The following is a 23,901-nucleotide window of genomic DNA, read 5'->3' as shown; positions in this document are numbered from 1 at the left end:
GGGCGGATTGTAGTCAGTTGGGTTGAAATGACTGGATACCCATACAGGCACCGGCTTCGGTCTTTTCGCACATCAGGCGCTGATTTCCACGGGCGGGCCGAACATCCGCGCGCCCAGGAAGTCGATGAACGCCCGCAGCTTGGGCGACGGATGGCGCCCCGACGGCCACAGCACGCGGAACGCGATGGTACGGGGCTGGCGCAGGTGCTCGGTCAGCACGGGCTGCAGCGTGCCCTCGGCCAAGGCAGCGCGCACGCTGAATTCGGGCAGGCAGGCGATGCCGCGCCCGCGCAGCGCAAAGCACAGGCGGGTCTCGATGTTGTTGCAGATCATCGAGACCGGCGGGCGCACCTCGCTGCCGTCGGGCCCGGGCGCCAGCGGCCAGACCTCCACCTTGCCGGTCGCCGGGTAGCGGTAGTGCAGGCAGGCGTGCCGGGCCAGGTCGTCCGGCGAGGCGGGCGTGCCGTGGCGCGCCAGGTAGCCGGGCGAGGCCACGAGCAGCTGCGAGAACTCGCCGAGCTGGCGCGACGAGAGCCGTGAATCCGCCGGCTCGCCGGTGCGCACCACGGCGTCGAAGCCTTCCTCGATGACGTCGACGAGGCGGTCGCTGAAGTCGAGGTCGAGCTCGATCGCCGGGTACGCGGCCATGAAGTCGGCCAACACGGGCAGCACCAGCGAACTGACCAGCGGCAGGCTCACGCGCAGCCGCCCGCGCGGCGCCTCGGCGGCCTGCGACAGCTCCTGCTCGGCGGCCTCGATCTCGGCCAGCACGCGGCGGCTGCGCGCCAGGAACAGCGCGCCCTCGGCAGTGAGCGTGATGCTGCGCGTGCTGCGGTGGAACAGGCGCACGCCCAGCCGCTCCTCGAGCCGTGCCACGCGCTTGCCCACGGCCGAGGCCGACACGCCGAGCGCGCGCCCGGCCGCCACGAAGCTGCGGGTTTCGGCGACCTGAACGAAGACGGCGAAGCCGCTGAGGCTGTCCATGGGGAATCTCCATTGCGGACTTCAATGTCCGCATTGATCGGAACTGTAGCCGTCTTTATCCGAAGTCGGCTTCTTCCTATCGTTGGCCGCATGACCTTCCTCCCCGACATTTCCCCCACTTTTGCCCCGGCCTGGCCGGGCCCGGACCCGTCGCGCATCGACGCCGCCATCGACCGAGCGCTCGCCGAGCAGCGGCTGGTCGGCGCCGTGGTGCTGGTGCGCCACAACGGGCGCCTCGCCCACCGGCGCGCCGCCGGGCTGTCCGACCGCGAGGCCGGTCGGCCGATGCACGAAGACGCGCTGTTCCGGCTGGCCTCGGTGTCCAAGCCGATCGTCTCGACCGCCGCGATGGTGCTCGTGGACCAGGGCCGCCTGGGCCTGGACGACCCGGTGACGCGCTGGCTGCCGGACTTCCGCCCTCGCCTGCCTGATAGCGCGGATGAAGCCGTCATCACGCTGCGCCAGTTGCTGACCCACACGGCCGGCCTGGGCTATCGCTTCTTCGAAAGCTCGGAGGACGGCCCGTACGCGCGCGCCGGCGTGTCCGACGGCATGGACCGCGACGACGGCCTCACGCTGGCCGGCAACCTGCAGCGCCTGGCCCGCGTGCCGTTGCTGTACCCGCCGGGCACAGGCTGGCTCTATTCGCTGGCCATCGACGTGGTCGGCGCGGTGGTCGAGGCCGCCAGCGGCCTGCCGCTGCCCGAGGCGGTGCGCACGCTGGTGACCGTGCCGCTGCAGATGCACGACACGGGCTTCGCCGTCGCACCCGGCGACCCGCGGTTGGCCACGCCCTACGTGAACAGCCCCGACACCACGCCGCCGCAGCGCATGGACGGCCCCGTCGTCGCCACGCCGTTCGAGGGCGCGGTCGGCATCCGCTTCGACCCGGCACGCGCCTTCGATGCCAGCGCCTGGCCCTCGGGCGGCGCCGGCATGGTCGGCAGCGCGGGCGACTTCCTGCGTCTGCTCGAAACGCTGCGCACCGGGGGCGCCCCGCTGCTACACGCCGCCACCGTCGACGCGATGGGCCGCAACCACACGGGCGACCAGGGACCGGCGGATGCGCCGGGCTGGGGCTTCGGCCTGGGCTTCTCGGTGCTGCACGACCCGCAGCCCACGCAGACGCCCGAATCGCCGGGCACCTGGCGCTGGGGCGGCGCCTACGGCCACGCCTGGTTTGTTGACCGGGCGCGCGGGCTCAGCGTGGTGGCCTTCACGAACACGCTCTACGAAGGCATGTCGGGCCGCTTCGTCACCGAACTGAGGGACGCCGTCTATGCGTGACACGACCTCCTCTTCACCGCTGCCCCTCTCCGGCCTGCTGGCGCTGGCTGCCGGCGGCTTCATCACCATCCTCACCGAGGCAATGCCGGCCGGGTTGCTGCCGCAGATCGGCGCCGACCTGGGCGTTGCGCCCGCGCTGGTCGGCCAGCTCGTCACTGTGTACGCGCTGGGCTCGCTGGTGGCGGCCATTCCGCTGGTGGCCTTCACGCGCGGCTGGCGGCGACGGCCGCTGTTGATGGGCGCGATCGGCGGCTTTGCGGTGGTCAACACGGTGACGGCGCTGTCGCACGACTACACGCTGACGCTGGTCGCGCGCTTCTTCGCCGGTGTGTTCGCGGGGCTGCTGTGGGCGCTCTTGGCCGGGCACGCCGCGCGCATGGTGGCGCCGTCGCAGCAGGGCCGGGCCATCGCGGTCGCGATGCTGGGCGTGCCGCTGGCGTTGTCGCTGGGCATTCCGGCAGGCACGCTGCTGGGCGCGAGCGTGGGCTGGCGGGCGGCCTTCCTGGTCATGTCGGCGCTCTCGGTGCTGCTGCTCGGCTGGGTGCGCTGGCAGGTGCCGGACTTCCCGGGCCAGGACGCCGGGCGCCGGCAAAGCGTGCGCCGCGTGTTCCTGCTGCCGGGCGTGCGGCCGGTGCTGGCCGTGATGTTCGCCTTCGTGCTCGCGCACAACATCCTCTACACCTACATCGCGCCTTTCCTGGCGCACGCCGGGCTCGGCGCACAGGTCGGTCGGGTGCTGCTGGTCTTCGGCGTGGCCTCGCTGGGCGGCATCTGGCTCACGGGCGTGCTGATCGACCGCTGGCTGCGCGTGCTGGTGCTGACCGGCACGGTGGCCTTCGCGCTGGCGGCGCTGATGCTCGTCGCGGCGGGCGGATCGGCGGTGGGCGTGTACCTTGCGGTCGCGGTCTGGGGCCTGGCCTTCGGCGGCGCGGCGACGCTGTTCCAGACCGCCTCGGCCCAGGCGGCCGGCGATGCGGCAGACGTGGCGCAGTCGATGGTGGTGACGACCTGGAACCTCGCCATCGCGGGCGGCGGGCTGGCGGGCGGCCTGCTGCTGCAGGGCGGGGGTGCGGGCAGCCTGCCCTGGGCGCTGCTTGCATTGCTGGCGCCGGGGCTGGTGCTGGCGTGGCGGGCCTGCGAGCACGGCTTTCCGGGCGTGCGCGACGCGGCGGCGGCGCCGGCGCGCTGACGAGCACTGAAAGGCAGGCCGCGCACCTGCCTTCTTTCTTTGATGCGATCCACGCATCGAAACCGCGCCCACAAATCATCAATGGCTTTGGCCGCCGCGCCACCTGCCGCAGCATGCACTTCGCTACATTCGAAGGATGCAAGCCGTCTCCCCCGCTCCCACCCTTTCGATCAAACAGGTGCTGTTCTGCGGCGCCATGATCGTCACGCTCTCGATGGGCATCCGCCACGGCTTCGGCCTCTGGCTGCAGCCCATCACACAGGCGCAGGACTGGAGCCGACAGACCTTCTCGTTCGCGCTCGCGGTGCAGAACCTGTCGTGGGGCATCTTCGGCGTGTTCGCCGGCATGCTGGCCGACCGCTTCGGCGCGTTCCGCGTGCTGATCGGCGGCGCGATCTTCTATGCACTGGGCCTGTTCGGCATGGCGCATTCGCCGACGCCGCTGCTGTTCACCCTGAGCGCGGGCGTGCTGATCGGCGCCGCGCAGGCGGGCTCGACCTACGCCGTGATCTACGGCGTGATCGGCCGGCAGATTCCGGCCGAGCGGCGCTCCTGGGCCATGGGCGTGGCCGCTGCGGCCGGCTCGTTCGGACAGTTCCTCATGGCGCCCATCGAAGGCCGCCTGATCGGCGCCTTCGGCTGGCAGACCGCGCTGGCGGTGCTGGCGGTGGTGGTGCTCGTGATCGTCCCGCTGGCCTTCGGCCTGCGCGAGCCCAAGACCGCAGCGCTGGCCGGCCACCGCGACCAGTCGGTGCTGCAGGCCGTGGGCGAGGCTTTCCGTTACCCGAGCTTCGGGCTGCTGATGGCGGGCTACTTTGTGTGCGGCTTCCAGCTGGCCTTCATCGGCATCCACATGCCGACCTACCTGCGCGACCAGAGCCTGTCGGCCGACGTGGCGGGCTACGCGCTGGCGCTGATCGGCCTGTTCAACGTGTTCGGCACCTACACGGTCGGCCTGCTGGGGCAGAAGCTGTCCAAGCCGAAGATTCTGGCGGCCATCTACCTGGCGCGGGCGGTCTCGATCGCCCTGTTCCTGCTGGTGCCGATCTCGCCGCTCAGCGTGTACGTCTTCTCGGCGGCGATGGGCTTCCTGTGGCTGTCGACCGTACCGGCCACCAACGCCATCGTCGCGGGCATCTTCGGCGTGGCGCACCTGTCGATGCTCAGCGGCTTCGTCTTCCTGAGCCACCAGGTGGGTTCGTTCCTGGGCGTGTGGCTCGGCGGCTTCCTGTACGACACGACGGGCAGCTACAACATCGTCTGGTACATCTCGATCGCGCTGGGCGTGTTCGCGGCGCTGATCAACCTGCCGGTGAAGGAAAGCGCCATTGCGCGCGGCGTCCGGCCGGCTGCCGTGGCGGGCTGACCGCCCCTCTTGAGGAGAACCGCGATGACGCCCCGCACACGCAACCACTACCTGGCCCAGGCCGCCTGGCTCGCCGCCGTGCTGGCGGCGCTGGGCGGCGTGTTCGCGCTGTACGTGCATCCGGCGTTCCTGGTCACACTGGTCGACCAGGTGTGGTCCTGTTTCTGAACGATTTGGCCTTGAAGCGCCCGTCCATCGGGCGGAAGCAGCTATGAAAGATGTAGCAATTCCCGTGCACTCGAGCACAACGCCCTCCGAATGGATCGTGCGCTGGTCGCACCTGCTCGCCCCGAACACCGCGGTGCTCGACGTGGCCTGCGGGTCCGGCCGGCACATGCAGTGGTTCGCGGGGCGCGGGCATCCAGTGACCGGCGTCGACCGGTCACCCGAGGCCGTCGAAGCGGCCGGTGTGTTCGGGCGTGTGGTGGCGGCCGACATCGAGTCGGGCCCGTGGCCCTTCACGGCCCAGCGCTTCGGCGCGGTGATCGTCACGAACTACCTCTGGCGCCCGCGCATGGCCGACATCGTGGCCGCCGTGGCGCCGGGTGGCGTGCTGCTGTACGAGACCTTCGCGGCCGGCAACGAGACCGTCGGAAAGCCCTCGCGGCCCGATTTCCTGCTGCAGTCGGGCGAACTGCTCGGGGCCTGCGCCAGCCTGCAGGTGATCGCCTATGAAGACGGCTTCCTGCCGGAGCCGGCACGCTTCGTCCAGCGCATTGCCGCCGTGCGGCCCGCCGAAGCGGCCGCGGGCGCCCCGCTGCGCCACTTCCTGAAGGGCAGCTGAGCGCGCCGACACAACTGTCTCCGGCCCGGCCGGAGTCAGTAGAATGGCCGCTTTCGTCCACCGACAAAGAGATTCCCTTGGAGCAACTGACAGGCAGCATCGTCGCGCTCGTCACGCCGATGCACGACGACGGCAGTGTCGACTACCCCGCCCTGCGGCGGCTCATCGACTGGCACATTGACGAAGGCACCGACTGCCTTGGCGTGGTCGGCACCACCGGCGAATCGCCGACGGTCGATGTGGAAGAGCACTGCGAAATCATCCGCGTTTCCGTCGAGCAAGCCCGGGGCCGCGTGCCCGTGATGGCCGGCTGCGGCGCGAACTCGACCAAGGAAGCCATCGAGCTCGCCAAGTTCGCCAAAGGCGTGGGCGCCGATTCGCAACTCCAGGTCGTTCCCTACTACAACAAGCCCACGCAAGAGGGCCAGTACCAGCATTTCAAGGCCATCGCCGAAGCTGTCGGCGACCTGCCCGTGGTGCTGTACAACGTGCCTGGCCGCACCGTCGCCGATATGGCGCACGACACCGTGCTGCGCCTGGCGCAGGTGCCCGGCATCATCGGCATCAAGGAAGCCACCGGCAACATCGAACGTGCCCAGTGGCTCATTCGCGACCTGCCCAAGAGCTTTGCCGTGTATTCCGGCGACGACCCGACCGCGGTGGCGCTCATGCTGTGCGGCGGCCAGGGCAACATCAGCGTCACGGCCAACGTGGCGCCGCGCAAGATGCACGAGCTGTGCGTGGCCGCGCTGGCGGGCGACGTGAAGCGCGCCATGCAGATCCAGTTCGAACTGATGCCGCTGCACCGCAACCTGTTCGTCGAACCCAACCCGATCCCGCTCAAGTGGGCCATGGCCCGCCTGGGTCTGTGCGGCGGCGCCCTGCGGCTGCCGCTCACGGAACTCGGCGAAGCGAGCCGCCCGGCGGTCGAGGGCGCCCTGCGCGCCACCGGCCTGCTCAAGGACTGACCGAGCCCGGGTTTCCCACCGATCAAACGGTTCCCGCCCGCCCTTTCCCCTGTTCGCAGCAAGGTCAAGCAACCTTTTGCCGGAACAGTGCTCAGAGAGAGCCGGGCGCTGGGGCCCATCGATTGACCGAACCATTCCACCAAGGAAGACGACGTTGAAGAATATTTCGCGACTTGCACTGCTGGCCCTCGTTGCCAGCCTCGCCGCCTGCTCCGTCCTCGAGAGCGACAAGATCGACTACAAGAGCGCAGGCAAGGCCCCGACGCTCGAAGTCCCACCCGATCTCTCCCAGCTCTCGCGTGACAACCGCTACGCGGTGCCCGGCGGCGCCGTCACCGCCAATGCCTACCAGGCCGGCGTCGCGAACGCACCGGGCATTCCCACCGCCGTGGCCAACATCGGCGACGTGCGCATGGAGCGCTCGGGCACGCAGCGCTGGATCATCGTCAACCGCACGCCCGACCAGCTCTGGGAGCCTGTCAAAGACTTCTGGCAGGAAAGCGGCTTTCTGCTGACCACCGACCAGCGCAACCTGGGCATCATGGAAACCGACTGGGCCGAGAACCGCGCCAAGCTGCCGCAGGACATCATCCGCGGCACGCTGGGCAAGCTGGTCGACTCGGTCTACTCGACCGGCGAACTCGACCGCTTCCGCACCCGCCTGGAGCGCAGCACCAACGGCACCGAGATCTTCATCAGCCACCGCGGCATGCAGGAGGTCTACAACAACTCCCGCCAGGACCAGACCGTGTGGCAGCCCCGCCCGAGCGACCCTGAGCTCGAGACCGAATTCCTGCGCCGCCTGATGGTCAAGCTCGGCGTGTCGCAAGAGCAGTCGAAGATCCTCGCCGCGACCACCGCAGCGCCCAAGACCGCGACCGTGGCCACCATCGGCAACCAGCCGGTCGTGCAGATCAACGAAGGCTTCGACCGCGCATGGCGCCGCGTCGGCCTGGCCCTGGACCGCACCGGCTTCACCGTCGAAGACCGCGACCGCAGCGCCGGCGTCTACTTCGTGCGCTACGTGACGCCGAACCCCGACAAGAAGGACGACGGTTTCTTCGGCAAGCTGTTCAGCGGCTCCAAGAAGGACGAAGCGCCGATCAAGTTCCGCATCTCGGTCAAGAGCCAGGGCGAGGCCACCACGGTTTCGGTCCTGAACGAAGCCGGCGCACCCGAAACCTCGGCCAACGCGCAGCGCATCGTCAAGGTCATCGCCGACGACCTGAAGTAACCCGCATGCTCCGCTTCCGAAGCCTCGGCAGCGGCAGCACGGGCAACGCCGCGCTGGTCGAATCGACGACCAGCGCCGGCCGCACCACCCGCCTCCTCGTCGACTGCGGCTTCGGCATTCGCCAGCTCGACCGGCGGCTGGCCCAGGCGGGCCTTGCCGCAGCAGACCTCGACGCCGTCTTCATCACGCACGAGCATGGCGACCACATCGGGTGCGCCCATGCGCTGTCGCTGCGCGACCGCATCCCGGTCTGGATGAGCGAAGGCACGTGGCTTGCCACCGGTGGCCGCGACTACGAAGGCCGCCTGCACCTGGCGCGCGACGACGCCGAGTTCACGGTCGGCGACCTCTGCCTGCAGCCCTTCACCGTGCCCCACGACGCCCGCGAGCCGCTGCAGCTGCGCTGCACCGACGGCAACCGCACGCTGGGCGTGCTGACCGACCTGGGCCACGCCACCAGCCATGTGCTGGCACGGCTGCGCGGCGCGCACGCGCTGCTGCTCGAGTTCAACCACGACAGCGACCTGCTCGCCGGCTCGGCCTACCCGGCGTTCCTGAAGCAGCGCGTGGGCGGCAACTACGGCCACCTGTCGAACACCGCGGCAGCCGAGATTGCCCGGGCCGTGCTGCACGACGGACTGCGCCACGTGGTTGCGGCGCACCTGAGCGAGCAGAACAACCGGCCCGACATCGTGCGCCGCCTCATGGCCGACGCGCTGGGCGGCGACGAGGCCGAAATGCTCACGGCGACCGCCGCAGAAGGTTCGCCCTGGCTCGACGTTTGAGAAGGCCGGGCAGCGCCCTCCCCCAATGAAGAAGCCGCCCGAGGGCGGCTTCTTGCATGGTGCGGACCTGGCAGCGGAATTACTGCTTCGGTGCCTCGCCCTTCTTGGCGGCTTCGGTCGCGGCGTTGGCGGCGTCCAGGGCCGACGAAGCGGCTGCCGACGGTGCCGATGCAGGCGCGGCGGCCGGCGGCGCGGCGGGCGCGGGTTCGGTCACGGGAGCGGGCGGCGGGGTCACAACCGCGGGCGCGGCGTCCTCTTTCTTTCCGCAGGCCACCAGGGCGGCAGCGGCGATCAGCGAGGCAATCAGGACGGACGACGACTTCTTCATGAGGACTCCTTTGGCAATGAAGGTCTGGAACGAAAAAATTCTAGACCGCCAACCCCGCCCGGATATGTCGCGGGGATGTATTTGCGGCATTGGCTTACAAGCCGAGCGTGGAGGCGGGAAAGGCCGGCCGGCCCTGGCGCCAGCACTCGTCGAAGCTTTCGCGCAGGTCGCGCCGCGCGCGCGCCTCGCTGCTGCAGACGCCGCGGCTGCGTTCGGCGTCGATGCGGTGCAGGCACCAGGTGGACGCCCAGAGGGCGCTGGGCACCTCCTCGGCCGCGCCTGTGCGGCCTGCCGCGCGGCACTCGATGATGTGGTCCCAGGTGCGGCGCCACGTCACGAAGCGCGCATGGCCGCGCTCGACCAGGTCGAAGCGCCGCGCCAGCAGCAACAGACGGCGCCCGCTGGCCGACCAGGCCTGCAACGCCTCGATGCTCGCGCGCTCGCCCAGGGGCCAGTCGGCGAAGTCGGGGTCGCTGAAGACGATCTCGTTCCAGCCCTGATGGGCGGCGGCAGACAAGGCGCTGCGGACGAGGTCGGCGAAGGCCTCCCGGCCGTCGAAACGGCCTTCGATCAGGACCGGGATGGCGCCTTCACCCGGCATGCAGCCAGCCCGCCTCGCACCAATCGCCCAGCAGCGCCCGTGCGCCCTCGCTGGCGCGGGCCAGGTCGCGCGCGCCCAACGCGCGCTGGTCGGCCAGGCGCCGCATCAGCGTGGCGTCCGCCCCACCGGCACGGAAGCTCTCGCCGTTGATGTAGATGTGCCGCGCGTCGTAGAGCATGCGCGTGCGGCGATCGAGCGCCACCTCGCGCAGCACCTCGGGCGCCTGGCCGCCCTCGCCGAACCAGACGTTGGCCTTCGGCTCGGTGAGCGATTCGCCCAACGCACGATCGATCGCGTCGGGGTCGCGCAGCGCGGCCTCGACGGCCTTGCGCGCGAAGTCCTGCAGCGCAGCCGGCATCGCGGCCGGGGCCTCGACGGCAGGTTGCGACGGGTCGCGGTAGCGTGCGAGCTCGGCAGGACCTGCGTCTTCCAGGTCTTCCGAGTAGGCCTGCGCGACGCGCGCCAGCAGGTCAGCGCCCAGCTCGCCCACGGCCGACGAGCGCAGCCCGATCGAGTACGTCATGCAGTCGTCGCCTACCGCTACGCCGTCGTGGGCGTACTTCGGCGGCAGGTAGAGCATGTCGCCGGGCTCGAGCACGAAGGTCTGCTCGGGCTCGAAGTTCTCGAGCACCTTGAGCGGCACACCGGGCTGCAGCCGCAGGTCGGACTGCTTGCCGATGGACCAGCGGCGCTGGCCCTGCGCCTGCAGCAGGAACACGTCGTAGCTGTCGAAATGCGGGCCGACCCCGCCCGTGTCGCTCGCGTAGCTGATCATCAGGTCGTCCAGGCGCGCGTCGGGCAGGAAGCGGAACTGCCGCAGCAGGTCGTGCACGCCGTCGTGGTGCAGGTCGACGCCCTGCACCAGCATCGTCCAGCCCGGCTGCTTCAGCGGCGGCAGCGCGCGCCGGGGCAGCGGGCCGTGCTTCAGCGACCAGCCGGCGTTCCCATGCCGGATCAGGCGCGACTCGACCCCCTCGCGCTCCGCCAGCGCAAAGAGCGCGGGGCGGTCGATCGGCGGCACCATCGAGGGAATGGCCTGCCGGATCAGCAGGGGTTTCTTTTGCCAGTACCGGCGCATGAACTGCGCGGGACTCAGGCCGCCGAGCAACGGCAGCGGTTGATTGATCTCCATGGGAGAATTCTGCAATGGAAATCTCTGAACAATGCGTGGTCGGCCTGACCTGGACCATGAAAGACACGCTCGGCGATGTGCTGGACGTGCTCGACGAGCCGGTGGAATTCATGGTGGGCGGCGACGACCTCTTCGACGTGATCGAGGCCGCCCTGCAGGGCCATGAGCCCGGTGCGCGCGTCCAATTGCAGATCGAGCCCGAGCAGGGCTTCGGCGACTTCAACGACCAGCTGCTCTTCCTGGAGCCGCGCACGCTGTTCCCCGAAGGCACCGAGGAAGGCATGACCTTCGACGGCTCCGCCCTGCCCAAGGGCGTGAGCGACGGCATCCCCAAGGACGCGATCTACACCGTGGCCGAGATCTATCCCGACCACCTCGTGCTGGACGGCAACCATCCGCTGGCAGGCATTGCGATCCGCCTGGACATCACGGTGCGTTCGGTGCGCGAAGCCACCGAAGAAGAAGTCGGCCGCGGCACGGCCGGCACCGCCTTCTTCAAGGTGCCGCCGATGGCACCGGGCAACCAGATGCTGCACTGAGACCACACCCTCCAACAAAGCAAAAGCCGGGCACTGCCCGGCTTTTTTCCTTGCGCGCGGCCGACCGCTTACATGCGCGAGATGTGGCCGTTGTCGATGCGCACGCGGTCGCCGATGCGCAGGTCGCCCGGGTGTTGCACGTCGAAGGCACGGTAGCCGCCGCGGTCGGTCTGCACCGAGACGCGGTAGCTTTCGTAGGCACGCGGCCCGTTCTGCTGGGCCTCGATGGTGTTGCCCAGCAAGGCGCCGCCCACAAGGCCGAGCGCGGTGGCTGCGGCGCGGCCATTGCCGTGTCCGAACTGGTTGCCCACCACGCCGCCGATGAGGCCGCCCGCCACGGCACCGCCACCCGTGGTGCCGGTACCAGCGGTTTCGCTGCGCAGCACCTCGATGTTGGCCACGTGGCCGTACTCGACGTAGGCCGCTTCCTGGTACTGGATCGCCCGTGGCGGGGCCTGGTAGGGGTAGCGCGAGGTCTGGTAGACCGGGGCCGGCGCGACACAGGCCGTGAGCGTGGCCAGTGCGAGCACGGACGCGGTGACGGAAATGAAGCGCATTGGGATATTCATGAAAGAGGCTCCTCGAAGAAAACAGCACGCGCCCGGACGGGCCCATGCCTGCCGTGTCTAACGTCCGAGCCGCAGCCGCGATGACGAAAGACACACGCTGAAACCTTCGAGGCGAGCCGTGCGCCGGCAGTTCCGCTCTTTACGCCTTGGATACTCAGGTGCCCTTCAGCTTTCCCGGGGCACCCATTGCTCAGTGCTTGCCGGTTGAGCCGTAGCCGCCCTCGCCGCGTTGCGAAGCTGCAAATTCGGTGACCACCTGAAACTGCGCCTGCACCACCGGCACGATGACCAGCTGAGCAAGCCGCTCCATCGGCTGCAGCACGAAGGGCGTGTTGCTGCGGTTCCAGGCGCTGACCTTCAGCTCGCCCTGGTAATCGCTGTCGATCAGGCCGACGAGATTGCCCAGCACGATGCCGTGCTTGTGGCCCAGGCCCGAGCGCGGCAGGATCAACGCGGCATAGGCCGGATCGGCCAGGTGGATCGCGATGCCGGTGCCCACCAGTTGCCAGGCATTGGGTTCGAGCGTGACCGGGGCATCAAGGCAGGCCCGCAGGTCGAGGCCGGCGCTTCCGGGAGTGGCATACGCGGGCAATTGATCCACCATGCGCGGATCGAGGATTCGGACGTCGACTTTCACTGACTTGCTGCCTTCTTACTTCTGTTGCTGTTCTTTTTGCTTGCGGGCCGCCTCTTCGAGCACCTGCTGCCATTTGGCGACCCCGGGCCTCAGGTTGAGGCCCTTGAGAAAGCGCTTGCCGAACCATGCGGCAGCGGCGGTTCCCAGGACCAGCACGGGGAGCGACACGCCGAGCGCCCACAGCACCAGGAACACGAACGCGGCCGCGCCGGCCAGCACCTTGAGCGACGCCGGGGCGAGGGCCTTGCCGTCGACTTTCGCGGCCTCGCCACTCGGCGATTCACGCCGCGTGGCAACGGTCCCCTGCGCACCGGGCGAAGGCGTCATGCCGACGTCGAGCCCATGCTCCGATTCCTTGCCGGGAACGCGGGCCGACTGCCCTGCGCGCGCCGAAAGCTGCTCCACGTAGCGAGCGAAGTCGCCATTGGGTGGTGTGTTCGATTCGGTGTTCATCAGGCCCTCCAATCGGGAAGTCGCGCGGCAATTTCAGTCATCAGTTCGCGCGCCAGCCGGAGCTTGGGCGCACGGGGCAACTCGCGCACGCCCTTGGCATCCACCAGCAGCAGCGCGTTGTCGTCCTGCCCGAAGGTCAACGGGCCGATGTTGCCCACGAGCAGCGGAATGCCCTTGCGCTCGCGCTTGGCCTTGGCGTGCTCGACGAGGTTTTCGCTCTCGGCGGCAAAGCCCACGCAGAACAGTTTCTTGGCCTGCGCGCGCTCGCTCTTGGCCACGGTGAGCAGGATGTCGGGGTTCTCGACGAAATGCAGCACCGGCGTCTGGCCGCTGCCATCTTTCTTGATCTTCTGGTCGCTGTGCGTGGCGGGGCGCCAGTCGGCCACGGCCGCCGTCGCTACAAAAATGCTAGCTGCCTGTGCCGCACGGGTGGTGGCGTCGAGCATCTCCTGCGCCGACAGCACGTCGATGCGGCTCACGCCACGCGGCGTGGGAAGGTGCACCGGACCGGCCACCAGCGTGACCTCGGCACCGGCTTCGCGCGCCGCGCGGGCAATGGCGAAACCCATCTTGCCGGACGAGTGGTTGGTGATGCCGCGGATCGGGTCCAGCGCCTCGAAGGTCGGGCCGGCCGTGACCAGCACCTTCTGCCCTGCCAGCAGCTTGGGCTGGAAGAAGGCCGTGATGTCCTCGAGCAGTTGCGCCGGTTCGAGCATGCGCCCGTCGCCGGTTTCGCCGCAGGCCTGCCAGCCACTGCCCACGCCCAGCACGGTCGCGCCGTCGGCGGCCACCTGCATCAGGTTGCGCTGCGTGGCCGGATGGGCCCACATCTCACGGTTCATGGCCGGGGCGATCAACAGCGGCACGCGGTCGGTCGGACGCGCCAGGCACAGCAGGCTCAGCAGTTCGTCGGAGCGGCCCTGCACCAGCCGCGCAATGAAGTCGGCGCTGCAGGGCGCCAGCACGATCGCATCGGCCTCGCGGCTCAGGTTGATGTGCGGCATGTTGTTGGGCTCGCGGGCGTCCCACTGCGAGGTGTAGACGGTGCGCCCCGAAAGCGCCTGCATCGTGACCGGCGTCATGAACTGCTCGGCTGCCTCGGTCATCACGACCTGCACCGTGGCGCCCGCCTTCACGAGCAGGCGGCACAACTCGGCCGATTTGTAGCAGGCGATGCCCCCTGTGAGTCCGAGGACGATGTGTTTGCCGGCGAGATCTTGCATGAGTCATATTGTTGCTCACATACCGACAAGATCAGGAATGGGATGGCCTTGGGCCGAAGAGGCACAAAGGGGACACCTATAATCGCAATTTCCCACTGCCCGGATTCACGCGTCCGGAACTGGCATGACCAAATTTGTCTTCGTCACCGGTGGTGTCGTATCTTCCCTTGGCAAGGGAATCGCCTCCGCCTCGCTCGCCGCGATCCTCGAATCGCGCGGCCTCCAAGTCACCCTTATCAAGCTCGATCCGTACATCAATGTCGACCCCGGCACGATGTCACCGTTCCAGCATGGCGAGGTGTTCGTCACCGATGACGGCGCCGAGACCGACCTCGACCTCGGCCACTACGAGCGCTTCATCAACACGCGGATGCGCAAGGCCAACAACTTCACGACCGGTCAGATCTACAAAACCGTGCTCGAGAAGGAACGCCGCGGCGACTACCTCGGCAAGACCGTGCAGGTGATTCCGCACATCACCAACGAGATCCAGGAATACATCAAGCGCGGCGCCGGCATCGGCACCCCGCACGAGGTCGACGTGGCCATCGTCGAAATCGGCGGCACGGTCGGCGACATCGAGTCGCTGCCCTTCCTCGAAGCCGTGCGCCAGATGAGCCTGCGCAACGGCCCGAACAACTCGGCTTTCGTGCATCTGTCGTACGTGCCCTGGATCGCCGCCGCCGGCGAACTCAAGACCAAGCCCACGCAGCACACCGCCAAGGAACTGCGCGCCATCGGCATCCAGGCCGACGTGCTGCTGTGCCGCGCCGACCGCCCGATTCCCGACGACGAGCGCGCCAAGATCTCGCTGTTCTCGAACGTGCCCGAATGGGGCGTCATCTCGATGTGGGACGTGGACACCATCTACAAGGTGCCCCGCATGCTGCACGAACAGGGCCTCGATGGCCTGATCTGCGACAAGCTGCGCATCAACACCCCGCCGGCCAAGCTCACGCGCTGGGACGACCTGGTGTACGAGGTCGAGCATCCGCAACAGGAAGTGTCGATTGCCATGGTCGGCAAGTACGTCGACCTGTCGGACAGCTACAAGTCGCTCAACGAAGCACTGCGCCACGCCGGCATGAAGAACCATGCGCGCGTGAAGATCGACTACATCGACTCCGAAACCATCTCGACGCAAGACGTGTCGCGCCTGGCGAAATACGACGCCATCCTCGTGCCGGGCGGCTTCGGCCAGCGCGGTGTCGAAGGCAAGATCTCGGCCGCCCGCTTCGCCCGCGAATCGAAGGTGCCCTACCTGGGCATCTGCCTGGGCATGCAGGTGGCCACCATCGAATACGCCCGCCATGTGGCCGGCCTCAAGAACGCCAACAGCACCGAGTTCGATCCCGAAACGCCGACCCCCGTGATCGCATTGATCACCGAGTGGAAGGACGCCGACGGCACCGTGAAGACGCGCGACGAGAAGTCCGACCTCGGCGGCACCATGCGCCTGGGCGCGCAAAGCTCCGATGTGTCGCCCGGCACGCTGGCGCACAGCATCTATGGCGACGTGGTCACCGAGCGCCATCGCCATCGCTACGAAGCCAACGTCAATTACCTCGACGAGCTGCGCACCGCCGGCCTCGTGATCTCGGCGCTCACGCAGCGCGAGCACCTGACCGAAATCGTCGAACTGCCGCAAGACGTGCACCCGTGGTTCATGGGCGTGCAGTTCCACCCCGAGTTCAAGTCGACCCCATGGGGCGGCCATCCGTTGTTCAACGCCTTCATCAAGGCGGCGCTCGACCACAAGGACAAGGGCGCGGGCAGCACCAGCAAGACGCTCAAGGCCGTGGCATGAGCCGCCGGGCCGCTCCCAAGGCGAATACCGCAGTGCGCAGCACGAAGGCATGCCGATGAAGCTTTGCGGATTCGACATCGGGCTGGACCAGCCTTTCTTCCTGATCGCCGGCCCCTGCGTGGTCGAATCCGAACAGCTGCAGATGGACACGGCCGGCACGTTGAAGGAAATCACGGCGTCGCTGGGTATTCCGTTCATCTTCAAGAGCAGCTTCGACAAGGCCAACCGCTCGTCAGGCACGAGCTTTCGCGGCCCGGGCCGCGACAAGGGCCTCGAAATTTTGGCCAAGGTGAAGCGCGAACTCGGTCTGCCGGTGCTGACCGACGTGCACACCCACGAAGACATCACCGAGGCCGCCAAGGTGGTCGACGTGCTGCAGACGCCCGCGTTCCTGTGCCGCCAGACCGACTTCATCCACGCTGCAGCGCAGTCGGGCAAGCCGGTGAACATCAAGAAAGGCCAGTTCCTCGCGCCGCACGACATGAAGAACGTGATCGACAAGGCCCGCGCTGCTGCAAAAGAAGCCGGCCTCGACGAAGACAGCTTCATGGCCTGCGAACGTGGCGCCAGCTTCGGCTACAACAACCTCGTGTCGGACATGCGCTCGCTCGCGATCATGCGCGAGACGAAGGCGCCCGTGGTGTTCGACGCCACGCACTCGGTGCAGCTGCCCGGCGGCCAGGGCACGAGCTCGGGCGGCCAGCGCGAAATGGTGCCCGTGTTGTCGCGCGCGGCCGTGGCCGTGGGCGTGGCCGGTCTCTTCATGGAGACCCACCCCGACCCGAACAAAGCCCTGAGCGACGGCCCCAACGCCGTGCCGCTCAAGCACATGAAGGCCCTGCTCGAAACGCTGCTGGCGCTCGACCGGGTCACCAAGAAAAACGCTTTTCTAGAGGACAGTTTTCAAGCATGAGCAGCGGTTACGTCATTGCCCACGTCGAAGTCACGAATCCGACGCAGTACGAGGAATACAAGAAGTGGTCGAGCGTCGCGATGCAGGCGCACGGCGCCGAAGTCTGCGTGCGCGGCGGCCAGGTGCAGCCGCTCGAAGGCGACTGGAAACCCACCCGCGTGGTCGTGCTCAAATTCCCCAGCTTCGAGCAGGCCAAGGCCTTCTACGAAACGCCCGAATACCTGAAGGCACGTGAAGCGCGTGCCGGCGCCGCCATCATGAACATGATCGCGGTCGAAGGCCTTTGATTCCGTTTTTTGCCAGTCCACTCCACCAAGAGACCAGAGAAAGAAATAGAGATGAGTGCAATCGTTGACATCGTCGGCCGCGAAATTCTCGACAGCCGAGGCAACCCCACCGTCGAGTGCGACGTGCTGCTCGAATCGGGCACCATGGGCCGTGCGGCCGTGCCCTCGGGCGCTTCGACCGGTTCGCGCGAGGCCATTGAGCTGCGCGACGGCGACAAGAGCCGCTACCTCGGCAAGGGCGTGCTGAAGGCCGTCGAGAACATCAACACCGAGATCTCGGAAGCCGTGCTGGGCCTGGACGCCAGCGAACAGGCTTTCCTCGATCGCACGATGATCGACCTGGACGGCACCGACAACAAGGCCCGCCTGGGTGCCAACGCCACCCTCGCCGTGTCGATGGCCGTGGCCCGCGCCGCGGCCGAAGAATCGGGCCTGCCGCTGTACCGCTACTTCGGCGGCATGGGCGGCATGCAGCTGCCGGTGCCGATGATGAACGTCATCAACGGCGGCGCGCACGCCAACAACAGCCTCGATCTGCAAGAGTTCATGATCATCCCCGTGGGCGCCAAGAGCTTCCGCGAGGCCGTGCGTTACGGCGCCGAAGTGTTCCACGCCCTGAAGAAGATCCTGGGCGACCGCGGCATCAGCACCGCTGTGGGCGACGAAGGCGGCTTTGCCCCCAGCGTCGAAAGCCACGAAGCAGCCATCCAGCTGATCCTGGAAGCCATCGACAAGGCCGGCTACACCGCCGGCGAACAGATCGCCCTGGGCCTGGACTGCGCGGCCAGCGAGTTCTACAAGGACGGCAAGTACGTGCTGTCGGGCGAAAACCTGTCGCTCACGGCCGAGAGCTGGACCGACATGCTCGCCACCTGGGTCGACAAGTACCCGATCATCAGCATCGAAGACGGCATGCACGAAGGCGACTGGGACGGCTGGAAGCACCTCACCGAACGCCTGGGCAAGCGCGTGCAGCTGGTGGGCGACGACCTGTTCGTCACCAACACCAAGATCCTGCAAGAAGGCATCGACAAGGGCATCGCCAACTCGATCCTGATCAAGATCAACCAGATCGGCACGCTGACCGAAACCTTCGCCGCCATCGAGATGGCCAAGCGCGCGGGCTACACGGCCGTCATTTCGCACCGCTCGGGCGAAACCGAAGACAGCACCATCGCCGACATCGCCGTGGGCACCAACGCCGGCCAGATCAAGACCGGCTCGCTGTCGCGTTCGGACCGCATCGCCAAGTACAACCAGCTGCTGCGCATCGAAGAAGACCTCGGCGACATCGCCGTCTACCCGGGCCGCGGCGCGTTCTACAACCTCAAGTAGCGCCTCGCAGCCTGCATGCGCGCGCGCTTCGTCCCTCCTCTCATCCTGGTGCTGCTGCTGGTCATCCTGCAGTGGCAGCTGTGGAACGGGCGCGGCAGCGTGCGCGAGGTCGCCCAGCTGCGCACCCAGCTGGCCGACCAGAAGGACGCCAACGCCAAGGCCGCGCTCAACAACGAGCGGCTCGCGTCCGAAGTCAATGACCTGAAAGACGGCCTCGAGATGGTCGAGGAACGCGCCCGCGCGGAACTCGGCATGGTCAAACCGAACGAAGTCTTCGTGCAGATCGCAAGGTAATCGGATGACCCCCAGTCTCCGCGCACTTCGTGTCGCTTCGCCAACCCCCTTCCAGGGGGCGACACCAGCGGCCCGGCAAAGCCGGTTCCACGGTGTCCCACGACCAGACTGTGTGAGGTTCACAGAGCGCTCCGAAAGACGCACAGCCTCGGCGTGAACCTCATCCCCGAGTTCCTCTCGGCCTCCGCCTTTGCGCTGTGGGGCTCTCCCGTCACCTGGCTCGAACTCGTCGCCGCCGTGCTCGCGCTCGCGATGGTCGGCTGCAACATGCGCGAGATCCACTGGGGCTGGCCGCTGGCCATCGTCAGCTCGCTGCTCTACGTGGTGGTGTTCGCCAACGCACGCATCTACGGCGACGCCTCCCTTCAAGTTTTCTTCGCTTTCGTTGCCCTGTGGGGCTGGGCGCAATGGCTGCGCGGATTTCGCGCCGACGGCAGCGCCTTGCGGGTCAGCCGGCTGTCGCCGCGCGGCACCGCCTACGCCCTCGTCGCCTGCGCGATTGCGTGGCCCGTGGTCGCCCTCTTCCTGCGCCGCTTCACCAACACCGACGTGCCTTGGTGGGACGGCTTTGTCACCGGCCTGAGCCTGGTCGGGCAGTTTTTGCTCGGGCGCAAGTTCATCGAGAACTGGCTCGTGTGGCTGGCCGTGAACGTGGTCAGCGTGGGCCTGTTCATCCACAAGGGCCTGTGGCTCACGACGGCGCTGTACGCGGTGTTCGCCGTGCTCAGCGTGGCCGGCTTCCTGGCATGGCAGCGACGCCTGCCGAAGGCCACCACGAAGGCGGTGCCCGCATGACACCGAACCTGCCGACCGGCTGCGTCATCGCGCTCGTGGGCGCCGAGAGCACCGGCAAGACCGAGCTCTCGCGCGCCATCGCGCAGCGCCTGCAAGACCGCGGCACGACCGTCACGCTCGTGGGCGAGTACCTGCGCGAATGGTGCGAACGCGAAGGCCGCACGCCGCGCCCCGACGAGCAGCAGGCCATCGCCGACGAACAGATGCGCCGCATCGACGCCGCTGCCGCCACGGGCGTGGTGGTGGCCGACACCACGGCGCTCATGACAGCCGTCTACAGCGAGCAGCTGTTCGCCGACACCTCGCTCTACGACAGCGCCCTGGCCGCGCAGCGGCGCTACGCCATCACCTTGCTCACCGCGCTCGACCTGCCCTGGGTGGCCGACGACATGCGCGACGGTCCTCATGCGCGCCAGCCGACCGACACGCTGGTGCGCGCCGCGCTCTCGCGCGCAGGGCTTTCGTATGCGGTGGTACACGGCAGCGGCGGCGAGCGGCTGGCGAACGCATGGAATGCGATCAACACCATCGCCGGCAACGAAGGCCGGGCCCGCACGCGCACCCGCCGCGATGCGAAGCCCGCCTCGTGGACATGGCCTTGCGAGAAGTGTTCCGACCCGGAATGCGAACATAAGCTTTTCAGCGACCTGATGGCGCGCCGCGACCCCACCTGAGCCTCTCGGTTCGCAGGTGCTCGCGCGCCCTCTCCTTTTCACCGGAGACCCGATGCCCGTTTCGATTGCTGCGCGCCTTGCCCCGCGCGCTCCCGCCGCCGCTTTCCTCGCCCTGCTGCTGACCGCCAGTGCCGCTTCTGCAGCGCCCGTTGCAGCCACCGTCGAGAACGCCACCACCCCGACAGCCTGCGCCGAGGAAGACAACGTGTCGATGGTGCTGCGCGGCGACGGTATCCGCCACATGCGCATCGAAGCGCTGCAGCCGAGCTACCTCGGCAACATCGGCAACGACGTCACCGCGCCCGACTTCTCGGGCTGCAACTTCGACGGCGGCGCCCACCCGACCGACCCGGCGCATCGTTTCAAGAAGCGCACCGTCGTGCTGCTCGACAACGCGCAATGGCGCATCGTCGGCATGACGCTGCCGACCTTCTGGCGGTCGGCGCGCGTGCCGGTGCAGGTCGGCGCGCGGCACGACCGCGGCTTTCACCTGCTGCAGGTGTTCAAGAAGGACAACGGCAAGGCGCTCGAAGCCATCGTGCTCTACCCCTCCGACGGCTACTGGCGCCTCAAGCCGCTGCCCGAGGCGCGCTTCGGCGACGGCGTGTACGGCTCGTCGTTCCTGCTCGGCCCGGTCGTGCAGGCCGGGCGGCCGGTGGTGAACATCGCGTCGATCCGCGTCGTGCCCGAGCCGCTCGCGATCCACCTGCGCTTCACCGACGGCGGCAAGGCGGTGGCGCGCGTGACCGAGATCAGCCGCACCCGCACCGCGCTCGACGTGACGCTCTCGAAGCCCACGGCCAGTGCCAAGCAACCCTTCGCGGTGCTGCGTTCGATGTACGTGACGCCCGACAACGCCGACATGAGCGAGGTGCGCTGGCAGGCCTCGCCGCAGGCGGCCGAACAGGTGTTGCCGCTGCCCGCGGTGAAGACGCTGAACGCCACGCAGGTGCGCTTCGGCCGCAGCCTGCCCTCGAAGCACAACACGAGCGCGCCGGACATCGAATTCAGCGGCTTCGACGACGAAGCCCGCTGAACACTAGGCTGCGCGCCGCACCTCGCCGGGCGTGAGGCCCAGCACGCGCCGCATGCAGCGCGCCATGTGGCTCTGGTGCGAGAAGCCGCTCTCGAGCGCCACGAGGCTCGCGGGCAGTTCGCTGTTCAGCAGCAGGCTGCGCGCGCGGTCGACGCGGCGATGCACCACGTAGGCATGCACCGCCTGGCCGGTCGAGCGCTTGAACTGCGTCTTCAGGTGCGAGGCGCTCAGGCCCGCGACCTCAGCCAGCGCGGCCAGCGACAGGTCGCCGTCCAGATGCGCCTCGATGAACTCCGTGACACGCTTCAGCTGCAATCGCGTCAGCCCCTGCGCGGGTGACGGCGCCACCTGCGGGCCGGCCGCGATCAACTGCACCGCGAGCGCCGTGCCGAGACTGTCGGTGTAGAGCCGCCCGTTGGGAAAGCCCGCGCGGCGCTCGGCGTCGAGTGCCCAGGCGATGTGCTCGATCTGCGGGTCGCGGAACTGGTGACGCTCGCCGAGCACCGCGCGCTCGGCCGGCAGTCCCATCTCGTCGGCGGTGCGCGCGAGCAGCGCGGGCGCCATGCGCACCACAACCGACGTGCTCGCCGACTCTTCGTGCCAGATGTCGGTGCTGCCGGCCGGCAGGATGTCGAGGTCGCCGCGCGTGTAGAGAAAGCGATGAAACTGGCAGGCGCCCGCCACCGGCGCGCCCGCGTGCAGCTTGAGGCGGTGGTCGGGCAGCGCCTCGTAGCCGACCACGCCGCCGGGGGTCTGTCGCACGTCGACGCGCAGGCTGTCGGTGGCGGGCGGGGCGACGAAGCTGTCGCCGGACAGCGCCACATCAGGCGCCACTCCACCGTGCCCGCGGAAATCGGTGTCCAGATCGGTATCGCTCATCGAAACATTATGGGCCGCGAGCGCCGTGCATGCCGTCGACCGTTTGTGCTCCCCCGCAGCCGAATGTGCGCGACCCGACGCCGTGCGATCGGGATCATCGAGCCCATGAACACCACACCCCACACCCCTTACGCAGGCAAGAAAGCCGTCATCACCGGCGGCACCCTCGGCATGGGCCTGGCCACCGCGCAAGCGCTGCTCGAAGGCGGCGCCGACGTGCTCGTGACCGGGCGCAATCCGCAGAACCTGGAGGCCGCGCGCCGCGTGCTCGGCCCGTTCGGTTCGCGCGCCCATGTGCTGGCGTCCGACACGGCCTCGCTGGCCGACATCGATGCACTCTCCGCCACGGTGCGCGAGCGTTTCGGCCGCATCGACCTGCTGCACATCAACGCCGGCATCTCGTCGCTCGAACCTTTCGAACAGGTGACCGAGGCGGGCTACGACCGCGCCTTCGCGGTCAACACCAAGGGCCCGTTCTTCACCGTGCAGCGCCTGGCGCCGCTGATGCCGGCGGGCAGTTCGATCGTCTTCACCTCGTCCATTGCGGACGAAGGCGGCATGCACGGCCTGAGCGTCTACAGCGCCACCAAGGCCGCACTGCGCTCGATGGCCTCGGGCTTCGCGGCCGAGCTGGTGACGCGCGGCATCCGTGTGAACGTGGTGAGCCCCGGCTTCATCGACACGCCCACGCTCGGCGTGACCGACGCGAGCGCCGAAGAGCGCGCCGAGTTCATGCGGCTGGGCGACCAGATCACGCCGATGCGGCGCCACGGCACCTCCGCCGAAGTGGCGCGCGCGGTGCTCTTCTTCGCCTTCGAGGCGACCTTCACGACGGGCGCGCGGCTCTCCGTCGACGGCGGGCTGGGCCAGGGCCTCACGCCGGCAGCCGCTTGATCTGACTTCTCTCCAAGGACTTCACATGACCGACGTTTCCCTCATCGGCCTCGGCCCCATGGGCGTGGCCCTCGCGCGCGCGCTGCAATCATCGAAATTCACGCTGACGGTGTGGAACCGCACCGCCGAGCGCGCCAAGCCCCTGCTCAACCCAGGCACGGTGCTGGCACCGACGGCCCTGGCCGCCGTGCAGGCGAGCCCCGTGGTGCTGGTCTGCGTGGCCGACTACCCGGCGTCGCGCGCCATCCTCACCGCGCCCGGCGTTCACGACGCGTTGCGCGGCAAGGTGCTGGTGCAGCTGAGCACCGGCACGCCGCAGGACGCACGCGACGACTGGGCCGCGCTGAGCGGCGTGGCCTACCTCGACGGCGCCCTGCTCGCCACGCCGGGCCAGATCGGCCGGCCCGACACGCCGCTCTTCATCTCCGGCGAAGCACGCGCCCTTGCCGCCTGCCGGCCGCTGCTCGAAGCCATCGCCGGCAACATCCAGCACATGGGCGAGCCGATCGGCAACGCGGCCGCCTGGGACCTGGCCACGCTCTCGTGCATGTTCGGCGCGATGAGCGGCTTCTTCCATGGCGTGCGCATCTGCGAAGCCGAGGGGCTGCCGGTGGACGGGTTCTCGCAGATGATCGGCGCGATCTCGCCGGTGCTCGGCGAAATGATCCAGGCCGAGGGCGAGGCCATCCACGCCGGCCAATACGGCGAGCCCGAGAGCTCGATGGCCACCTGCGCGGGCTCGGGCCGGCTGTTCGTGAAGCAGGCGCGCGAGGCGCAGCTCGACGCGGCCTTCCCGGATTTCCTGATGGGGATGTTCGACCGCGCGCTGCGCGCGGGCCTGGGCAACGAGCGCCTGGCCGCGATGGCCAAGGTGCTGCGGCATCAGCCGCCGCAGCCCGCCTGAGCGC

The 23,901-nt window shown here is 68.5% G+C and carries 28 protein-coding genes; 19 read left to right on the top strand and 9 right to left on the bottom strand.

What is annotated here, in order from left to right:
* Positions 1-72 precede the first annotated feature (72 nt).
* Complete coding sequence (locus RZE79_RS11270; RefSeq protein ID WP_153284997.1) at positions 73-984, bottom strand: LysR family transcriptional regulator; 912 nt, start codon at positions 982-984, stop codon at positions 73-75.
* A 90-nt stretch (positions 985-1,074) separates the two neighbouring features.
* Here RZE79_RS11270 and RZE79_RS11265 point away from each other — a divergent pair, with 90 nt between their 5' ends.
* From RZE79_RS11265 to RZE79_RS11230, 8 genes are all read left to right on the top strand, one after another.
* Positions 1,075-2,271 (top strand): serine hydrolase domain-containing protein, encoded by a 1,197-nt coding sequence (locus RZE79_RS11265; protein ID WP_319360464.1) that lies wholly within the window; start codon positions 1,075-1,077, stop codon positions 2,269-2,271.
* The gene (locus tag RZE79_RS11260; RefSeq protein WP_319360463.1) at positions 2,264-3,460 is read left to right on the top strand and encodes an MFS transporter; all 1,197 of its coding nucleotides are present in this window, start codon (positions 2,264-2,266) and stop codon (positions 3,458-3,460) included. The genes RZE79_RS11265 and RZE79_RS11260 overlap by 8 nt, the downstream gene beginning before the upstream one ends.
* Positions 3,461-3,596: 136 nt before the next feature.
* Positions 3,597-4,826 (top strand): MFS transporter, encoded by a 1,230-nt coding sequence (locus tag RZE79_RS11255; RefSeq protein WP_319360462.1) that lies wholly within the window; start codon positions 3,597-3,599, stop codon positions 4,824-4,826.
* A gap of 24 nt (positions 4,827-4,850) precedes the next feature.
* Positions 4,851-4,994 carry a hypothetical protein gene (locus RZE79_RS11250; RefSeq protein WP_192196102.1) on the top strand — a complete coding sequence of 48 codons (144 nt, stop codon included), beginning with the start codon at positions 4,851-4,853 and terminating at the stop codon, positions 4,992-4,994.
* Positions 4,995-5,037: 43 nt separating this feature from the next.
* Positions 5,038-5,610: a class I SAM-dependent methyltransferase gene (locus RZE79_RS11245; RefSeq protein WP_319360461.1), complete on the top strand. Its 573-nt coding sequence runs from the start codon at positions 5,038-5,040 to the stop codon at positions 5,608-5,610.
* A gap of 119 nt (positions 5,611-5,729) precedes the next feature.
* Entirely contained in the window at positions 5,730-6,578 is an 849-nt protein-coding gene (gene dapA / locus RZE79_RS11240) for a 4-hydroxy-tetrahydrodipicolinate synthase (RefSeq protein WP_257884969.1), read from the top strand.
* Positions 6,579-6,732: 154 nt separating this feature from the next.
* On the top strand, positions 6,733-7,812 hold the full coding sequence (gene bamC, locus RZE79_RS11235) for an outer membrane protein assembly factor BamC (protein WP_319360460.1): 1,080 nt from the start codon (positions 6,733-6,735) through the stop codon (positions 7,810-7,812).
* Positions 7,813-7,817: 5 nt separating this feature from the next.
* Positions 7,818-8,597, top strand: a complete 780-nt coding sequence (locus RZE79_RS11230) for an MBL fold metallo-hydrolase (protein ID WP_319360459.1) — start codon at positions 7,818-7,820, stop codon at positions 8,595-8,597.
* Positions 8,598-8,676: 79 nt separating this feature from the next.
* Here the strand turns inward: RZE79_RS11230 and RZE79_RS11225 are convergent, their stop codons facing one another.
* The 3 genes from RZE79_RS11225 to RZE79_RS11215 form a co-directional block, all read right to left on the bottom strand.
* Positions 8,677-8,925 carry a hypothetical protein gene (locus tag RZE79_RS11225; protein WP_056583267.1) on the bottom strand — a complete coding sequence of 83 codons (249 nt, stop codon included), beginning with the start codon at positions 8,923-8,925 and terminating at the stop codon, positions 8,677-8,679.
* A 94-nt stretch (positions 8,926-9,019) separates the two neighbouring features.
* The gene (locus tag RZE79_RS11220) at positions 9,020-9,526 is read right to left on the bottom strand and encodes a hypothetical protein (RefSeq protein WP_319360458.1); all 507 of its coding nucleotides are present in this window, start codon (positions 9,524-9,526) and stop codon (positions 9,020-9,022) included.
* Positions 9,516-10,658, bottom strand: a complete 1,143-nt coding sequence (locus tag RZE79_RS11215; protein WP_319360457.1) for a JmjC domain-containing protein — start codon at positions 10,656-10,658, stop codon at positions 9,516-9,518. The genes RZE79_RS11220 and RZE79_RS11215 overlap by 11 nt, the downstream gene beginning before the upstream one ends.
* Positions 10,659-10,672: 14 nt before the next feature.
* On the opposite strand from RZE79_RS11215, the gene RZE79_RS11210 reads away from it, so the two are divergent.
* Positions 10,673-11,197, top strand: coding sequence for a peptidylprolyl isomerase (locus tag RZE79_RS11210; protein ID WP_153285006.1), 525 nt, complete (start codon positions 10,673-10,675; stop codon positions 11,195-11,197).
* A gap of 68 nt (positions 11,198-11,265) precedes the next feature.
* On the opposite strand, the gene RZE79_RS11205 is transcribed toward RZE79_RS11210, so the two are convergent.
* The 4 genes from RZE79_RS11205 to coaBC all read right to left on the bottom strand — a co-directional run bounded on the left by RZE79_RS11205 (position 11,266) and on the right by coaBC (position 14,079).
* On the bottom strand, positions 11,266-11,766 hold the full coding sequence (locus RZE79_RS11205; RefSeq protein WP_153285007.1) for a glycine zipper 2TM domain-containing protein: 501 nt from the start codon (positions 11,764-11,766) through the stop codon (positions 11,266-11,268).
* A gap of 190 nt (positions 11,767-11,956) precedes the next feature.
* Positions 11,957-12,403 carry a dUTP diphosphatase gene (gene dut / locus RZE79_RS11200; RefSeq protein ID WP_101492295.1) on the bottom strand — a complete coding sequence of 149 codons (447 nt, stop codon included), beginning with the start codon at positions 12,401-12,403 and terminating at the stop codon, positions 11,957-11,959.
* Between the two features lie 15 nt (positions 12,404-12,418).
* Complete coding sequence (locus RZE79_RS11195; protein ID WP_319360456.1) at positions 12,419-12,856, bottom strand: hypothetical protein; 438 nt, start codon at positions 12,854-12,856, stop codon at positions 12,419-12,421.
* A complete protein-coding gene (gene coaBC, locus RZE79_RS11190) occupies positions 12,856-14,079 on the bottom strand; it encodes a bifunctional phosphopantothenoylcysteine decarboxylase/phosphopantothenate--cysteine ligase CoaBC (protein ID WP_319360455.1) in 1,224 nt (407 codons plus the stop codon). The genes RZE79_RS11195 and coaBC overlap by 1 nt, the downstream gene beginning before the upstream one ends.
* A gap of 124 nt (positions 14,080-14,203) precedes the next feature.
* On the opposite strand from coaBC, the gene RZE79_RS11185 reads away from it, so the two are divergent.
* The 8 genes from RZE79_RS11185 (at position 14,204) to RZE79_RS11150 (ending at position 21,220) form a co-directional block, all read left to right on the top strand.
* Positions 14,204-15,886 carry a CTP synthase gene (locus tag RZE79_RS11185; RefSeq protein WP_319360454.1) on the top strand — a complete coding sequence of 561 codons (1,683 nt, stop codon included), beginning with the start codon at positions 14,204-14,206 and terminating at the stop codon, positions 15,884-15,886.
* A gap of 55 nt (positions 15,887-15,941) precedes the next feature.
* Complete coding sequence (gene kdsA / locus RZE79_RS11180) at positions 15,942-16,799, top strand: 3-deoxy-8-phosphooctulonate synthase (RefSeq protein ID WP_099796285.1); 858 nt, start codon at positions 15,942-15,944, stop codon at positions 16,797-16,799.
* Positions 16,796-17,086, top strand: coding sequence for a DUF1330 domain-containing protein (locus RZE79_RS11175; RefSeq protein WP_056583246.1), 291 nt, complete (start codon positions 16,796-16,798; stop codon positions 17,084-17,086). The genes kdsA and RZE79_RS11175 overlap by 4 nt, the downstream gene beginning before the upstream one ends.
* Before the next feature lie 51 nt (positions 17,087-17,137).
* Entirely contained in the window at positions 17,138-18,421 is a 1,284-nt protein-coding gene (gene eno / locus RZE79_RS11170; RefSeq protein WP_062474653.1) for a phosphopyruvate hydratase, read from the top strand.
* 15 nt (positions 18,422-18,436) lie between these two features.
* A complete protein-coding gene (ftsB, locus tag RZE79_RS11165; RefSeq protein ID WP_062474651.1) occupies positions 18,437-18,715 on the top strand; it encodes a cell division protein FtsB in 279 nt (92 codons plus the stop codon).
* Positions 18,716-18,877: 162 nt separating this feature from the next.
* Positions 18,878-19,510 (top strand): nicotinamide riboside transporter PnuC, encoded by a 633-nt coding sequence (gene pnuC / locus RZE79_RS11160; protein ID WP_319361157.1) that lies wholly within the window; start codon positions 18,878-18,880, stop codon positions 19,508-19,510.
* Complete coding sequence (locus RZE79_RS11155) at positions 19,507-20,184, top strand: AAA family ATPase (protein ID WP_153285012.1); 678 nt, start codon at positions 19,507-19,509, stop codon at positions 20,182-20,184. Before pnuC ends, RZE79_RS11155 begins: the two co-directional genes overlap by 4 nt.
* A gap of 52 nt (positions 20,185-20,236) precedes the next feature.
* Positions 20,237-21,220: a hypothetical protein gene (locus RZE79_RS11150; RefSeq protein ID WP_153285013.1), complete on the top strand. Its 984-nt coding sequence runs from the start codon at positions 20,237-20,239 to the stop codon at positions 21,218-21,220.
* Positions 21,221-21,223: 3 nt separating this feature from the next.
* Here RZE79_RS11150 and RZE79_RS11145 read toward each other — a convergent pair whose 3' ends face one another.
* Positions 21,224-22,099 (bottom strand): AraC family transcriptional regulator, encoded by an 876-nt coding sequence (locus RZE79_RS11145; RefSeq protein ID WP_153285014.1) that lies wholly within the window; start codon positions 22,097-22,099, stop codon positions 21,224-21,226.
* A 105-nt stretch (positions 22,100-22,204) separates the two neighbouring features.
* Here RZE79_RS11145 and RZE79_RS11140 point away from each other — a divergent pair, with 105 nt between their 5' ends.
* Complete coding sequence (locus tag RZE79_RS11140) at positions 22,205-22,993, top strand: SDR family oxidoreductase (protein WP_319360453.1); 789 nt, start codon at positions 22,205-22,207, stop codon at positions 22,991-22,993.
* 25 nt (positions 22,994-23,018) lie between these two features.
* Positions 23,019-23,897: an NAD(P)-binding domain-containing protein gene (locus RZE79_RS11135; protein WP_319360452.1), complete on the top strand. Its 879-nt coding sequence runs from the start codon at positions 23,019-23,021 to the stop codon at positions 23,895-23,897.
* Positions 23,898-23,901 lie beyond the last annotated feature (4 nt).

It is taken from the genome of Variovorax sp. EBFNA2 (assembly GCF_033802765.1).
In the GTDB taxonomy this organism is placed as follows: Bacteria; Pseudomonadota; Gammaproteobacteria; order Burkholderiales; family Burkholderiaceae_C; genus Variovorax; species Variovorax paradoxus_H.
The sequence above is the reverse complement of the archived record's forward strand: the minus strand, read 5'-3'. Positions and strand labels throughout refer to the sequence as shown.

Coding starts and splice junctions, on each gene's coding strand:
- RZE79_RS11270 (WP_153284997.1), bottom strand. CDS start 984: ATGGACAGCCTCAGCGGCTTCGCCGTCTTCGTTCAGGTCGCCGAAACC.
- RZE79_RS11265 (WP_319360464.1), top strand. CDS start 1,075: ATGACCTTCCTCCCCGACATTTCCCCCACTTTTGCCCCGGCCTGGCCG.
- RZE79_RS11260 (WP_319360463.1), top strand. CDS start 2,264: ATGCGTGACACGACCTCCTCTTCACCGCTGCCCCTCTCCGGCCTGCTG.
- RZE79_RS11255 (WP_319360462.1), top strand. CDS start 3,597: ATGCAAGCCGTCTCCCCCGCTCCCACCCTTTCGATCAAACAGGTGCTG.
- RZE79_RS11250 (WP_192196102.1), top strand. CDS start 4,851: ATGACGCCCCGCACACGCAACCACTACCTGGCCCAGGCCGCCTGGCTC.
- RZE79_RS11245 (WP_319360461.1), top strand. CDS start 5,038: ATGAAAGATGTAGCAATTCCCGTGCACTCGAGCACAACGCCCTCCGAA.
- dapA (WP_257884969.1), top strand. CDS start 5,730: ATGCACGACGACGGCAGTGTCGACTACCCCGCCCTGCGGCGGCTCATC.
- RZE79_RS11230 (WP_319360459.1), top strand. CDS start 7,818: ATGCTCCGCTTCCGAAGCCTCGGCAGCGGCAGCACGGGCAACGCCGCG.
- RZE79_RS11225 (WP_056583267.1), bottom strand. CDS start 8,925: ATGAAGAAGTCGTCGTCCGTCCTGATTGCCTCGCTGATCGCCGCTGCC.
- RZE79_RS11220 (WP_319360458.1), bottom strand. CDS start 9,526: ATGCCGGGTGAAGGCGCCATCCCGGTCCTGATCGAAGGCCGTTTCGAC.
- RZE79_RS11215 (WP_319360457.1), bottom strand. CDS start 10,658: ATGGAGATCAATCAACCGCTGCCGTTGCTCGGCGGCCTGAGTCCCGCG.
- RZE79_RS11210 (WP_153285006.1), top strand. CDS start 10,673: ATGGAAATCTCTGAACAATGCGTGGTCGGCCTGACCTGGACCATGAAA.
- RZE79_RS11205 (WP_153285007.1), bottom strand. CDS start 11,766: ATGAATATCCCAATGCGCTTCATTTCCGTCACCGCGTCCGTGCTCGCA.
- RZE79_RS11195 (WP_319360456.1), bottom strand. CDS start 12,856: ATGAACACCGAATCGAACACACCACCCAATGGCGACTTCGCTCGCTAC.
- coaBC (WP_319360455.1), bottom strand. CDS start 14,079: ATGCAAGATCTCGCCGGCAAACACATCGTCCTCGGACTCACAGGGGGC.
- RZE79_RS11185 (WP_319360454.1), top strand. CDS start 14,204: ATGACCAAATTTGTCTTCGTCACCGGTGGTGTCGTATCTTCCCTTGGC.
- kdsA (WP_099796285.1), top strand. CDS start 15,942: ATGAAGCTTTGCGGATTCGACATCGGGCTGGACCAGCCTTTCTTCCTG.
- RZE79_RS11175 (WP_056583246.1), top strand. CDS start 16,796: ATGAGCAGCGGTTACGTCATTGCCCACGTCGAAGTCACGAATCCGACG.
- eno (WP_062474653.1), top strand. CDS start 17,138: ATGAGTGCAATCGTTGACATCGTCGGCCGCGAAATTCTCGACAGCCGA.
- ftsB (WP_062474651.1), top strand. CDS start 18,437: ATGCGCGCGCGCTTCGTCCCTCCTCTCATCCTGGTGCTGCTGCTGGTC.
- RZE79_RS11155 (WP_153285012.1), top strand. CDS start 19,507: ATGACACCGAACCTGCCGACCGGCTGCGTCATCGCGCTCGTGGGCGCC.
- RZE79_RS11150 (WP_153285013.1), top strand. CDS start 20,237: ATGCCCGTTTCGATTGCTGCGCGCCTTGCCCCGCGCGCTCCCGCCGCC.
- RZE79_RS11145 (WP_153285014.1), bottom strand. CDS start 22,099: ATGAGCGATACCGATCTGGACACCGATTTCCGCGGGCACGGTGGAGTG.
- RZE79_RS11140 (WP_319360453.1), top strand. CDS start 22,205: ATGAACACCACACCCCACACCCCTTACGCAGGCAAGAAAGCCGTCATC.
- RZE79_RS11135 (WP_319360452.1), top strand. CDS start 23,019: ATGACCGACGTTTCCCTCATCGGCCTCGGCCCCATGGGCGTGGCCCTC.